Source organism: Streptomyces sp. NEAU-174, from assembly GCF_052665095.1.
On sequence record NZ_JBQTCE010000015.1, the window covers coordinates 116543 to 129777 of the forward strand.

Sequence of the window (13235 nt, forward strand, 5' to 3'; positions counted from 1 at the left end):
AATGTCTGGCCAGGATCGCATCTGGTTCGGCTTTACCGCGTTCGTGGACCTCCGCGGCGCGGGGGTCATTTGATGAAGTCGTCGACGACCTTTGGCGGCCAGCAGCCGACGTTGAGTACGCCGATCGAGTAGGCGCGGGAGACGAGGGCCGCGCGGTTGGGCACCCGCAGCTTCCGCAGCAGCCGGGTCACGTGGTACTCGACACCCTGCCGGCTGAGGTAGAGCCGGGAGGCCAGCGGGATGGTGGAGAGCCCCGCGGCGATGCCCTCCAGGATGCGCGCCTCGGTCTCGGTGAGGAGCTTCTTGCGGTTGGTGACCATCTCCACCTCCTCGCCACCCGCCGTGGGACGCATCACCACGAGGATCGAGGCCACATGGGCGGTGCCCTCGCGCACCGCCACGGCGGTGAGCCCGCTGGTGAAGGCGGCCCCCTCGGCCCCGATGGCCACCACATGGGTGGTGAACCGGTGACGGGAGCCGTCGAGGAGCCGGGTGAACTGCCGCTTCAGCGCCTGTCGGACGCTGGGGTGGACAAGGTCACAGAAGTCACGGCCGCACACATCCGAGGAGGCGTCGTCGAACTGCCGGAAGAATTCCCGGTTCGCCTGCTGGACGATGAGCGACGGGTCGAGACAGACGACACACGCCCCTGGCTGATCGAACTGGCGCAATAGATCCGTGTACTCGGTCTGCTCGTGTCCAAGCTCGTGGGGGGTTGGCCGAGCCGAATCCGATAGTAAAGGCAATGCCAAGGGACTGCCATCCCTTCCTAATTCTCAGTATTCGGAATTGAATACCGATATTCAATTCCGAATGTTCATTTCAGAATTGAGACTAGGGATCTGCGGGTACGGAAGTCAACGTCAACAGGGGTGTGGCCACCCAATCCTGTGGTGGGGTGCCCCGAAGGTTCGGTCCGCACCCCACCCCTTCGGTGGGCCGGTACGGTCGGTTCACGAATCCTCGTCAAACAGCGTCCAATTATCGCCGTTAACGCTCCGTTCACGAATGCATGCGAGGCAGCAGCTCGATGAGCTCGCGCCGGCCGGAGACGCCCAGCTTGCGATAGGAACTCGTCAGATGCTTCTCGATGGCGCGGGAGCTCACCCCCAGCTCGGCCGCGACCTCCTGGTTGGTCAGACCGCGTCCGACGAGGGAGGTCACGGTGCGTTCGGTACGGGTGAGGGTCGCCTCCGGCGGGGCGGCCGCGGCACCGCTGCCGTCCGCCGCGCGGATCCGCTCGACCAGCCGTGGCACCCCGCACGCCGAGGCCAGCGCCGCGGCCTCCCGGAGTACCGCCGCCGCCTCGCCGCCTCCCGGCCGCAGCCGCTTGCCCAGCAGCAGCAGCGTGCGGGCGAGCTCCAGTTCATTGGCCGAGGCACGCAGTACATCGACCGATTCGCGCAGCAGCCGCATCCCCTGGTCACCGTCGCTCAACCGGGCCTTCACCCGCAGCGCGCGGCCGAGCGCCACGGGGGCGCCCCATTCGGTCGCCCGCAGCAGCTCCTCCTCGGCCAGCGCCCCGGCCGCGTGGGGGTCGCCGACCCGCCGGTGGAGGTCGGCCGCCCAGGGCCGCCAGGAGAAGAGCACGGGATTGCGCCAGCCCGAAGCCTCCAGCTGCCGGCCGCAGGCCAGGAGGGTTTCCAGGGCGCTGGACCAGCGGCCCTGCTCGGCGTCCTGTGCCGCCTTGACGAATTGCAGCGCCGCGGTCAGGGCCAGGCTTGAGGAGCGGCGCCGCCCGGGGCCGTCCAGAATCCGCTCGATCAGCGCGGAGTCCTGGAGGTCCAGGGCGACGCGGGTGAGGGCGAGGGTGGAGACGACCCCGACCTCCTGCCAGTGCACCTCGGCCAGCCGCACGGCGCGCTCGGCGTACTCACGCGCCTGGGCGACGCGGCCGCGGGCGCCGAGCACCATGGCCTGCTGAACGTTGACGAGCGCGTCCACGACCGTGCCGCCCTGCCGCCGCGTCTGCTGCTCCATCGCCAGCCAGGAGCTGATCCCCCGTACCGAATCGGCCGCCACCAGCCCGATCACCACCAGCGGCAGCGGGGTGTGGACCTGGTCGGAGGTGGCCGGTTCGCGCTCCAGGATGCGGTTGGCCAGCCGGGAGACCTCGGCCGCGGGCCATCGGGCGGTGAGCACCGCCGCGTTGAGCAGCACCGCCGTCAGCTCGCGCTCGGCGGAGGTGAGCAGTGGCGGCTCCGCCCCCAGCGCGGACAGCCGCTCGACCGCCGCGGCCAGCTCCGCCGGGTCCTCGTGTCCGGCGTGCCGCAGCCGCGCCTCGAGCCGCAGCGCCACATCGCGCGCCGTGCCTTCCAGCGAGGCGGCGGGCCCCAGGTCCTCGGCGACCTGGTGCAGCAGATCGATGACCGACGGGGGCCCCAGGCCCACGATGCTGGGCGAGATCCGCAGGGCCGCGGCGGCCCGGAGCCTGGCCGTGGTCAGCAGGGGGATCGCCTGGGAGATATGGCGTTCACAGGCGGCCGGGTCGAAGCCGCGCTCCGCGGTGGCCAGATCGATCAGCAGCCGGGCCCGGCCCTCCCCGGTCAGCGAGCCGTCCAGGAGGGCGCGGCGCAGATAGCGGGCGGCGGTGCGGGGCGCGCCGCGGCGCAGCGCAGTGTCCGCCGCGGCCCGCAGCACCTCCACCGCCCAGGGGTGGTCGGAGCTGGTGACGGCCAGGAGCTGGGCGGCGACGCGTTCGGCGGGGCGTCCGTTGTGGTACATCAGTGCCGCCGCGGCGTCGTGCAGCCGCTCCCGTTCGGCCACGGTCATCGAGGACTCGACCGCGTCCTGCACCACCCGGTGGAGAAAGCGCGGCTCCTGTTCGGCGGCGACCAGCCCCAGCTGGTGGAGGTCGCGCAGCGCGGCCAGGAAGCCGATCGGATCCAGCCCGGCCAGCCGGCCCAGCAGCTCCGGTTCGGCCTGGTCGCCGAGGACCGCGATGGCGGCGGCCAGGTCGCGCGGCGGCCGGGGCTGGGCGCGCAGGGAGCTGGCCAGCCGCTCGCGCAGCTGGGCGGGGCGCAGCGAGCGGGCCGTCTCGGCATTCTCGGCGGTGGGCCGGTGGCCGCGCATGGCCAGGTCCGCCAGCACCGACTTCAGGAACAGCGGGTTGCCCGCGGAGCTCTCGTGGCAGGCGCGGGCGAACTCCTCGTCCCCCGGCACGCCGAACTGCTCGAGGATCACTTCCTTGGTGGCCCCGAGCGACAGCGGCGCGGGGCGCAGCACCAGCCGTGCCGCCTCGACGATCTCCCGCAGCAGTGGGTCACCGGGGCGCCGGTAGCCGTCCCGCAGGGAGCAGACGAGCACGGCGCGCAGCCCGTGCAGCCGCTTGACGAGGAAGGCGAGCCAGCGCAGCGAGGGGGTGTCGACCCACTGGAGATCGTCCACGAGGATGAGCAGCGGGCGCTCGGCGCCGGCGGTGGCCAGCACCGAGCGCAGGCCGTACAGCGCCTCCTCGGGGATGGCGACGGCCCCGTTCTCGTCGAGCGGCGGGGCGTCGTCGGAGAAGACCGTCCGGCAGAGGTCGACCTCTGCCTCGATGCGCTGCCCGCGGAGGTCTTCCGGGGCGCCGGTGAGCAGGCTGTCGAAGAGCTGGCGGACCACGCCGAGGTCGAAGTCCTGCTCCATCGGCGCGGCGTTGGCGCGCAGGACCCTGATCTTCTCGCCCTCGGCGAGCATCGGCAGCTGGTGCAGCAGCGCGGTCCGGCCGGTGCCCAGGGGGCCGGTGAGCAGCACCAGTGACGAGTCCCCCGCCGCCGCGGCCCGCAGTGCCTCCGCGACCCGCGCCAGCTCGGCCTCCCGTTCAAGCAACATCGATTCCCCCTCCTTGCGCCGCCCGCAGCAACTCGATCAGTTCCGCGCGACCGCCGATCCCCAGCTTTCGGTACGCACCGCTGAGCCTCAGCTCGACGGTGCGTCTGCTAACGGAGAGGGTCTCGGCTATCTCCCGGTTGCCATGACCGAGCCCGGCGAGGGATGCGGTGCGCTGCTCCGGCTCGGTCAGCGTCGCCCACGCCGGATGCGGGACGCGTCCGCGGACGGCGGAGGGCCCCGTCCGCTCGGACAGTTCGCGCACCTTCGCGACCAGCTTGCTGGAGGGCCGGTGGGCGATGACGAAGGTGAACAGCTCGGCCACCAGGGGGGCCGCGGCGTCCGGGTTCCCGGTGTCGAGCTCGGCCGTGGCCAGCTCCATCAGGGCCCCCGCGTAGGCGAGCCTGGCCGGGGTGGAGCGCAGGGTGGCCACCGCCTCGCGGAGCCGCTCGACCCGCCCCTCGCGGGCCACCCGTCCGGCGCCCAGCTGGGCCCAGCCGAGCGTGTTGGGAGCGCCCCATAACCGGGCCAGCGCGAGTTCCTCGTCGGCGAGCCGCCGTGCCTCCTCGTGGTCGCCGAGGGCGTGGTGGACCCGGGCGGCCATCGAACGCCACGGCATCAGGGCGGGGTTGATCCGCCCGCGGCCCAACTGCCATCTGCCGGTGGCCCGGAACAGCTCCACCGCCTCGGGCAGCCGGTCGTCCTTGACGGCCACCTGCGCCCTGGCGAAGAGCAGATAGCCCCAGGAGGCGCCCTCGCGCGACTCGGCGGGGGCAGAGGTGGCCGCGAGCACACCGGCCTGGCCGAGGTCGCCGTTCTCCAGGGCGATGAGGATCCGGATGGCCAGCAGATACGGGACGGTGTGACGGTGCCAGAGGGAGCGGGGCAGTGACCGCTCGGCGGCGGCCACGTCCCGTTCGGCCATGTCGAGCCGGCCGCGCCGCAGGTTCAGCTCGCCGCGGACGGCCAGGGCCTGGGCTGCGGCCGCGCGGGCGTGCCGCCTGCGCAGGTCGGTGTGGAGGATGTCCAGCCGGACCTCGGCCTCGTCCAGGTCGTCGGTGAGCAGCAGGGTCCGGGCGGCGGTGAGCCGGGGCAGGATCAGGGCACCCGCGCCGCCGTCCAGGGTGAAGACCCGGTGGGCCAGCGCCCGTGCGGTGGGCAGGTCCGCCCCGCGCAGCGCCAGCCGCCAGGCGCGCGCCGCGGCCTGCGCCGGGCATGTGGGGTCGTCGGGCAGCGGCGGGATCCCGTCCGGGACCAGATCGGTGTCGTCCTGCCCGTCGGACTCGGTGAGCCAGAACAGCCCGGCCAGCGCCCCCCGTTCCTCGCCGTCGGTCGAGGGCAGCACGTCGACGATCGCGCGGCGCAGCGCCTTGTCGTCGCCGCGGGAGAGCCCGAGGTCGGCGGCGCGCACCCGGGTCCGGCCGGGCCCGCCGTCGCCGGTGCGGATGATCTCCGCCAGCCGGCGGCCGGCGGCCTCGGGGGCGGCGAGCACTTCGATGGCGGCGAGTTCGATGCCCAGCTGCGCGCGCGGCACCGGGTCCAGCGGCTCCTCCAGCGCCCGGGACAGACAGGCGATGGCCTGGGCGGTCCGGCCCGCGCGCAGCGCGGCGGCGCAGGTGCGGCGCAGCACGGGGATCACCCAGGGCTCGTCGACCGGGCGGGCGGCGAGCAGCAGCCGGGCGATGTCCTCGTCGGCCACGGCCGCCCGGTAGGCCAACTCGGCGGCGCGGGCGTGGAGTTCGGCCCGCTCGTCACCGGGCATCTCGGCGAGGATCCAGCTGCGCGCCTCGGGCCGGCTCAGCCGGAGCCCGGTTCCGGAGGCGATGGCGAGCCCGCTCTCCTGGAGCACTTCGGGCAGTCCGGGTTCGCTCGCGGCGCGGGGGCCGGCGAGCGCGAACAGCAGGGACAGATCCAGCAGATCGCCGCAGACGGCGAGCGCGCGGACGAGCGCGACGGCCGTGTCGGACAGCCCCCCGAGCACGCGGAGGGCGTGTTCACCGCCCACGGCCTCGGTGATGGTGGTCAGTTCCGGCACTCGACCGGCGACCGGCGCGTAGCCGTGTTTGGTGAAGCGGCGCAGGGCCTCGGACAGCACCTCGGGGTTGCCCGCGCTCGCCTCCAGGGCCGCGGAGATGAAGGCGTTGTCGCCGGGGCGGCCGCAGATCAGCGCGACCGTGGCGGCCACGTCGCGCGGGGCGAGCGGGGCCAGTTCGCATTCGAGGGTGATCACCTGCTGCGGCGCGGTGGACAGGGGGCACACGCCGGGGCGGAGCCGGCCGGTGCCGCTCACCAGGAGGGCGATCAGGGCGTCCGGCAGCCGCCGGATGAGCGCCCCGAACCAGCGCACCGATGCCGGGTCCAGCCATTCCACATCGTCGACGACCAGCAGTGTGGGCCGCTCCCTGGCGGTCCGCAGCAACTCGGTCAGGCCCGGTAAGCGGCTCTCGGGCCCCTGCCCGGTCAGGGCCTTCATCGAGCCGTCGGTGAGTCCGTCCATCGGGGCCAGCAGCTGTCCCACCACGCCGTAGCGCACATCGCGCTCGCCGGGGGTCGCCTTGGCGCGCAGCACCCGGAAGCCCTGGTCCTCGGCCAGCCTGGCGGCGAGGTTCAGCAGGCGGCTCTGTCCGTAACCGGGCCTGCCGATCAGTGTCACCACCGAGGAACGGCCCCGGCCGAGGTCGGCGACGGTCTGGGCAAGCATGGCCTGCTCTCGTTCGCGGCCGGGGAACGGGAGCCCGTTGAGCTGCATGGTGCGACTATATGCCTGGGATGGGTCGTGGACCTGTCACCGAACCGCCGCACGCGCGTCAGCGTCGGCCGCGTGAGGCGAAGACCCAGGCGGGGGCCTGTGGATCGGGAAGTCTCGGCGTGTTCAGCACCGAGGCCAGCTCCCCGCGCTGACTCACACTCAGCTTCCGGTAGACGCTGGTGAGATGGGTCTCTACGGTCCGTACGGTGACGAACAGCGACTCGGCGATCTCGCGGTTGCCCGCCCCGCGCGAGGCCATCTGGGCCACCTTGCGCTCGGTGCCGGTGAGCAGGTCGACCGGTGAGGCGGTGATCTCGCGCATCCGGCCGCCAGCGGCCACCAGCCGGTTGCGGGCGTCCCTGGCGAGCGCGAGCGCGCCGCAGCCCTGCGCGAGGTCGACGGCCGAGCGCAGCCGCTCCCGGGCCTCGCGCGGCCGCCCCGCGTCCAGCAGCGCCCCGCCGAGCAGGAACTCGGCCCGGGCGTGCTCGGAGCGGGCGGGCGACCCGGAGAAGCGCTCGACCGCCTCGGTGAGCCGGGCGATGCCCTCCTCGCCGGGGGTGGTCACCCCGCGGGCGAGGGCGGCCAGACCGAGCGCGCGCGGGGTGCTCCAGCGGCGGGCCAGCTCGGCGCCGTGCTCGACCAGGTCCCGCGCCTCGTCCGCCCGCTTCTCCGCCGCGAGCAGGCAGGCCGCCTCGGCCCACCAGGGCAGGAACACCGGGTTGGCGAAGCCGGACTCCTCCAGCGAGGCGCCGCAGTCGAGCAGCAGCCGCAGCGCGGTGGCGCTGTCGCCGAGCGCCCAGCGGGCCCGGGCGCGGGCCATGAGATACGAGTGGTACTCCATCACGAACCCGTCCAGGTTCGGCCGGGTGACGGCGGCCAGCAGCTCCTCGGCCCGCTCCGGTTCGCCCCGGTCGATCAGGATCGTGGCCAGCGCGGTCTGCGGCACGGTCACATTGGCGCTCCAGCGCTCCTCGCCGATGATCTCGACGGCGGTCTGGGCGTCGGCGAGGGCGTCCGGGATCGCGCCGACGCCGTGCAGCAGCTGGGCGCGGTAGGACAGGGTGATCACATACGACCACACCGCGGCGTTGTCCTGGCCGTGGCGCAGCGCGTGCTCCAGGGCCGCCATCGACTCCTCGATCTCGTCGGCCAGGCCGAGGGTGAACGCGGAGAAGAGCAGCGACCAGTTGTCGAGCCGGTCCGCGGAGCTCAGCGCGCGGCGGGCCTGCCCCACCGCCCGCTGCACCGAGCGGCCCTCCATCGCGGACAGGACCGTCATCATGGCGAGCATCTGGCGCTGGGCGGGGGTGTCCCCGGCGGGTTCGGGAATCCGCGCGAAGCGCTCCCGGACCGTGTGGATCGTGGCCTTCTCGTCGGATCCGCTGATCAGCAGCGTCGATTGGACGAGGGTGCGCAGCTCGCGGTCGCGCGGATCGGGGTCGGGCCCCAGCTCGGCCTCGAGCTCGTCGAGCACCTCGCTGAGCACCCGTACGGCGGCCGGTGACTGCTGGACGGTCAGGCAGGTGAGGCCGAACTGCACGGCGATGGGCGCCTTGGTGCGGATGTCGGTGGCCAGCGTGAGCGCCCGCCTGAGCAGGCGGACGGCCTCGGCGGGGTTGATCTCCGCGAGCGCCTTGGCGAGCGGGACATGGGCCGACAGGCTGTCCGGCTCCGCCTCCAGGACCCGGTAGAGATAGCGGGCGGCGGCCTCCGGGGCGCCGCGGTGCTCGGCCTGGGCGGCGGCTTCCCGGAGCACCCAGCCCATCCACGGCTGGGGGGTGCCGGGCACCAGCAGCACCTGGTTGGCGACCTCCTCGGCGGGCCGTCCGGCGTCGCTCAGCAGCAGGGCCGCCCTGGCGCGCAGCTCGGCCAGCCGCTCCTCCCCCGCGGCCTCGAGCACCGCGGAGCGCAGCACGTCATGGGCCAGGTCCGCCCGGTCCGGCGCCATCACCTCGGCCTCGCGCAGCTGCTCCACGGCCTCGGGGACGCGGGCGGCGGGCACTCCGGCCAGCGCGCCGATGTGCTCCGCGTCCTCCTCGCCGAGCACCGCGATGGCGGTGGCCACGTCCCGGACCCAGCCGGGCCGGGCGTCGAAGAGGGCGCGCACCGACAGGGCGACCACGTAGCTCCCGACCTCGGCGATCTCGCGGATGCCGCTCTCGTCGGGCGCCACGCCCTTGGCCCGCAGCTCGCGCAGCAGCCGGGTGACGGTCAGCGGATTGCCGCCGCAGACGGCGGCGGCGCGCTCGGCGAAGGAGGGGGCGACGGGGGCGCCGAAGACCTGGTGGGCCATTTCGGCCACCTCGGCGTCGGTCAGCGGGTCGAGGCGGATCACCGCGGAGCGCGGCTGGGCGAGGATGTCCGCAAGGGCCGCGGGTGCGACCGGTTCCTCCTCGCTGCGCTGGGCGAGCACGACCAGCAGCGGCAGCTGGTCGGCCCGGCGCAGCAGGAAGTCGATCCAGCGCAGGGAGCGCTCGTCGCACCAGTGCACATCGTCCAGGACGAGCACCAGGGGGCCCTGGGTCATCAGGTTGGCGGCGAGCCAGTACAGGCCGTGCAGCACCGGGTAGACGCTGGCGGCCGTGGGCGGCCCCTCCTCGCCGGGGCGGGGGCTGAGCGCGGGGAGGGCGCGGCGGGCGCTGCCGCGCAGCAGCGGGGAGTTCTGGGCGTCCTCGGCCGAGAGCCCGAGGCTTCCGAAGAGTGCGCGCACCCCGCCGTATCCGGCGCCGGCCACCACTTCACCGCAGGCGCCGTGCAGCACGGTCATCTTCCGGCAGGCGTCGCTGTCGAGGAAGGCGCGCAGCAGGCTGGTCTTGCCGATCCCGGCCGGACCGGACAGGACCACCAGACCGGAGCGGGCGCTGTGGGCGGCCTCCGCGTGGGCGGTCAGCGCGGCGAGTTCGGCGGCGCGCCCGACCAGCCCGCCGGGTAAACCGGAATCCGTTTTCCGGTCCACCACGCAGCCTCCTCGAGCCACAAAATACGAAGAATTATCGGAAAAGTGTGCTGCTGCCGCGATCAGCAGGCTACACGAGCGCAATGACGGCGATCAATCCCGATCAATCGGCAAGCAGAAGCCCGGAGACGGAAGGCGTGGTGAGGGCGTTCACCATTCCGTCTCCGGGTCATTCGGTATCACTGTGTGGGTACGAGGCGTGAAGTCGTCTATGGCATCTCCCTTCGTCGGCGAACGATCACGGGGTCGTTCGGGCCGCCTTCATGGCGGCCTCCAGGGCGACGGCAGGCGGGTGGAGCTCGAACCAGACGACCTTGCCGGCCGTCGTGCAGGTGGATCCCCAGCAGCGCGAGAGCAGATCCAGCAAGTGGAGTCCGCGCCCGCCCTCGTCATCGCCGCACGCCCGGCGCACCTGGGGCTGCCCGGGGTCCTCGTCCGCAACCTCGCAGCGGAAGGCGCGGTCGACGGAGCACAGCGAGAGCGTCAGCCGGATCGGTCCGCCCGCGTGCCGCAAAGCATTGGTGACCAGCTCGCTGACGAGCAGTTCCGCGTCGTCGGCGAAGTCGTGCAGCGTCCACGCCGACAGCTGGGCGCGCGCCAGCCGCCGGGCCGTCGGCACCGAGGACGGCTCGGAGGGGAGCAGCCAGGACGTCCCGCCGCTGGTGGCCGGGGGTCGCGTGTCAGGGCGGCGCTCGGTGCTCATCGGGGAGCCGTGCGCGGGGGCGAGGGTGGTGGCGTTCATGCTGACGGGTCGGGGCTGGTGCGGGGGGCGGGGATGGCACGCCCGTCGGGAAGGATCTCACCCGTGTCCGCGAAGATCACCACGCCGTTGCAGAGCAGGCTCCATCCCTGCTCGGGGTGGGAGGCCACCGGGCGCGCCGAATCGTGATCCGGTGCGTCGGCGGGAGGACATTGGGGTTGGTGGAGGCACATGGTCCGAACCTTCGATCTTCCGCCCTAGGGGGCGGCGGAACTCACCGACACCACCATCCTGGGCCTGCGCGGCCGGACGCGGCGAGGGGAGATCTCCCCGCATCGGTACCCGTCCCGCTCCCCTCCCCCCGCCGGGCGGTCACGGCCGGGCGGCCGCCACTCACCCTCGGTGACTCCGGCCCGGCGCCCGCCCGGGGTGTGTGCGGCGGCCCCCGGCCCGGGCATAGCCTGGAAACAGGGCTTCGGGTCCGCGCGGGCACAGGTCCCGCCCGCCCGGGGCCGGTGCGAGGCATCGATGGGTGCGGTGGCGACAGGCACCCCGACCGGGCGGCAGACAGTGAGGCTGCCGGCCGAGGTGACGAGTTTCGTGGGACGTCGGCACGAGGCGGCCGAGGTCAAGCGGATGCTGTCCGCGTCCCGCCTGGTCACCCTCACCGGGGTCGGCGGGGTCGGGAAGACCCGGCTGGCGCTGCGGGTCGCGGACGAGGCGCGCCGGGCCTTCCCCGACGGGGTCTGGCTGGCCGAACTCGCCGATCTGGACAACCCCACGCTGCTCGCCCAGGGCGTCACCGAGGCGCTGGAGATACGCGACCACTCCTCCCGCCCGGCGATGGACATCCTCGTCGACCATCTGCGGGACCGGCAGGCCCTGATCGTCCTCGACAACTGCGAACACCTGCTGGAGGAGTGCGCCCGGCTCGCCGACCGGCTGCTGCGCGCGGCCCCCCGGCTGCGGCTGCTGGCCACCAGCCGTCAGGCGCTGGGCACCGCCGGTGAGCAGAGCCTGGCCGTGCCCACCCTGGGGCTGCCGGACCCCGAGGGGCCGCGGCCGTCGCTGGCGACGCTCGCCCGGTGGGACGCGGTACGGCTGTTCGTCGAGCGCGCCGCGGCCATCGTGCCCGGGTTCGAGCTCAGCGAGGACAACCGGGACGAGGTGGAGCTGATCTGCCGCCGGCTCGACGGCATCCCGCTGGGCATCGAGCTCGCGGTCGTACGGCTGCGCGCCCTGTCCGTCCAGCAGCTGCTGGACCGGCTCGACGACCGGTTCCGGCTGCTCACCACCGGCTCCCGCACGGTCCTCCCCCGCCACCAGACGCTGCGGGCGCTGATCGACTGGAGCTATGAGCTGTGCACCGAGCGGGAGCGGCTGCTGTGGGCCCGGGTCTCGGTGTTCGCCGGAAGCCTGGACCTGGAGGCGGCCGAGGCGGTCTGCTCGGACGAGGGCATCGACCGCGAGGAGATCCTGGACCTGGTGACCGAGCTGGTGGACAAGTCGGTGCTGCTCAGGGAGGAGCACCCGACGGCGGTGCGCTACCGGATGCTGGACACGCTGCGCCAGTACGGCCGGGAGCGGCTGGCCGCCTCCGGGGAGGAGGCCGTACGGCTGCGGCGCCACCGCGACTACTACCGCGGGCTCGCCGCGGACGCGCGGGCGGCGCTCTTCGGACCGGCCCAGGTGCAGTGGTTCACCCGGCTCCAGCTGGAGCACGCCAATCTGCGCACCGCCCTGGAGAGCTGCCTGGCCGAGCCCGGGCAGACCGTCTGCGGCCTCGACATGGCCGCCGATCTGCTCTACCACTGGATCACCAGCTACTACCTCGGCGAGGGCCGCCGCTGGCTGGACCAGGCCCTCGCGCTGTGCACCGAACCCGACGGGTCGCGGGCGCGGGCCCTGTGGACCAACAGCTGGCTGGCCATCATCCAGTCCGACATCGACGCCGCCGCGGCCATGCTCGAGGAGAGCCGGGCCCTCGGCACCCGGCTGGGCCTGGAGCCGGTGCTCGCCTACACCGCGCTCTACTCCGGCATGGTCGCCATGTACCGGGGCGAGACCCGGTCCGCGATCGCGCTCTACGAGGAGGCCGTGGCCCGCCATCGCGCGACCGGCGATCCGGTGGGGCTGGCGCTCGCGCTCATCCGGCTCTCGCTCGCCCACTCCTTCATCGGCGACTCGCCGCGCGCGATCGCCCTGGGCGAGGAGTCGCTCGAGGTGTGCGACGCGTACGGGGAGGGCTGGCACCGGGCCTACACGATGATGGCGCTCGGCGTGGACGTCTGGCGCCAGGGCGACACCGCCAGGGCGGCCGCCCTGGAGAAGGAGAGCCTCACGTTCAACCGCTCGCTGGACGACCCGCTGGGCGTCGGGGTCAACCTCGAGGTGCTGGCCTGGATCGCGGCCACCGAACGGGACCACTCACGGGCGGCCAGGCTGCTGGGCGTCCTGGGGACCCTCTGGCACGCCATCGGCGCCCCGCTCTCCGGCTACGGGCACCTCGTCCACTACCACGAGGAGTGCGAGGCCGCGGTGCGGCGGGCCCTGGGCAAACCGGCCTTCAACGCGGCGTGCAAACAGGGCGCCCGGCTGTCCTACGCCGAGGCGCTGGAGTACGCGCTGGAGGACGAGCTGCCCAGCGGGGAGGCGACGGGCGGGCGGCCGTCGCCGCTGACGCCCCGGGAGTCCGAAATCGCGCGGCTGGTCGCGCAGGGGCTCAGCAACAAGGAGATCGCCTCTTCCCTGGTCATCGCCCAGCGCACGGCCGAGGGCCATATTGAGCACATTTTGAGCAAGCTGGGTTTCACCTCGCGTGCGCAGGTGGCGGTCTGGGTAGCGGAACAGCACCGCACCACCGAGGCCGATGGCGAACGCCCGCCGGAGGATACGGTCTGAAGGCCGTGCCGCATTCTCAAGGGGCAAGGGGCGGAATTCTATTCGAGACCGGAGCAGGTGTCCCGGAAGTTTTCACAACCCCCACGAAAATCCTCGCCCGCCCCGGCTTCGAGAGATCA

At 73.3% G+C, this 13235-nt stretch carries 7 protein-coding genes; 1 reads left to right on the forward strand and 6 read right to left on the reverse strand.

Going from position 1 to position 13235, the window contains the following annotated elements:
* Nucleotides 1-65: 65 nt before the first annotated feature.
* From ACT2CW_RS36240 to ACT2CW_RS36265, 6 genes are all read right to left on the reverse strand, one after another.
* Entirely contained in the window at nucleotides 66-671 is a 606-nt protein-coding gene (locus tag ACT2CW_RS36240; protein WP_051573486.1) for a LuxR C-terminal-related transcriptional regulator, read from the reverse strand.
* Between the two features lie 331 nt (nucleotides 672-1002).
* Nucleotides 1003-3813: an AAA family ATPase gene (locus ACT2CW_RS36245; RefSeq protein WP_445519612.1), complete on the reverse strand. Its 2811-nt coding sequence runs from the start codon at nucleotides 3811-3813 to the stop codon at nucleotides 1003-1005.
* Nucleotides 3803-6559, reverse strand: coding sequence for an AAA family ATPase (locus tag ACT2CW_RS36250; protein ID WP_445519613.1), 2757 nt, complete (start codon nucleotides 6557-6559; stop codon nucleotides 3803-3805). Before ACT2CW_RS36250 ends, ACT2CW_RS36245 begins: the two co-directional genes overlap by 11 nt.
* 58 nt (nucleotides 6560-6617) lie before the next feature.
* On the reverse strand, nucleotides 6618-9518 hold the full coding sequence (locus tag ACT2CW_RS36255) for a helix-turn-helix transcriptional regulator (RefSeq protein WP_445519614.1): 2901 nt from the start codon (nucleotides 9516-9518) through the stop codon (nucleotides 6618-6620).
* Nucleotides 9519-9753: 235 nt separating this feature from the next.
* Nucleotides 9754-10257 (reverse strand): ATP-binding protein, encoded by a 504-nt coding sequence (locus ACT2CW_RS36260; RefSeq protein WP_445519615.1) that lies wholly within the window; start codon nucleotides 10255-10257, stop codon nucleotides 9754-9756.
* Entirely contained in the window at nucleotides 10254-10448 is a 195-nt protein-coding gene (locus tag ACT2CW_RS36265) for a DUF5999 family protein (protein WP_078956464.1), read from the reverse strand. Before ACT2CW_RS36265 ends, ACT2CW_RS36260 begins: the two co-directional genes overlap by 4 nt.
* A gap of 367 nt (nucleotides 10449-10815) precedes the next feature.
* Between ACT2CW_RS36265 and ACT2CW_RS36270 the strand changes: the two genes are divergently transcribed.
* A complete protein-coding gene (locus tag ACT2CW_RS36270) occupies nucleotides 10816-13116 on the forward strand; it encodes an ATP-binding protein (RefSeq protein ID WP_445519616.1) in 2301 nt (766 codons plus the stop codon).
* The last annotated feature ends 119 nt before the right edge of the window (nucleotides 13117-13235 follow it).

What these genes read in the sequence shown, in the direction of transcription:
- ACT2CW_RS36245 (WP_445519612.1), bottom strand. Translation starts at nt 3,813, where the DNA reads ATGTTGCTTGAACGGGAGGCCGAGCTGGCGCGGGTCGCGGAGGCACTG.
- ACT2CW_RS36250 (WP_445519613.1), bottom strand. Translation starts at nt 6,559, where the DNA reads ATGCAGCTCAACGGGCTCCCGTTCCCCGGCCGCGAACGAGAGCAGGCC.
- ACT2CW_RS36265 (WP_078956464.1), bottom strand. Translation starts at nt 10,448, where the DNA reads ATGTGCCTCCACCAACCCCAATGTCCTCCCGCCGACGCACCGGATCAC.
- ACT2CW_RS36260 (WP_445519615.1), bottom strand. Translation starts at nt 10,257, where the DNA reads ATGAACGCCACCACCCTCGCCCCCGCGCACGGCTCCCCGATGAGCACC.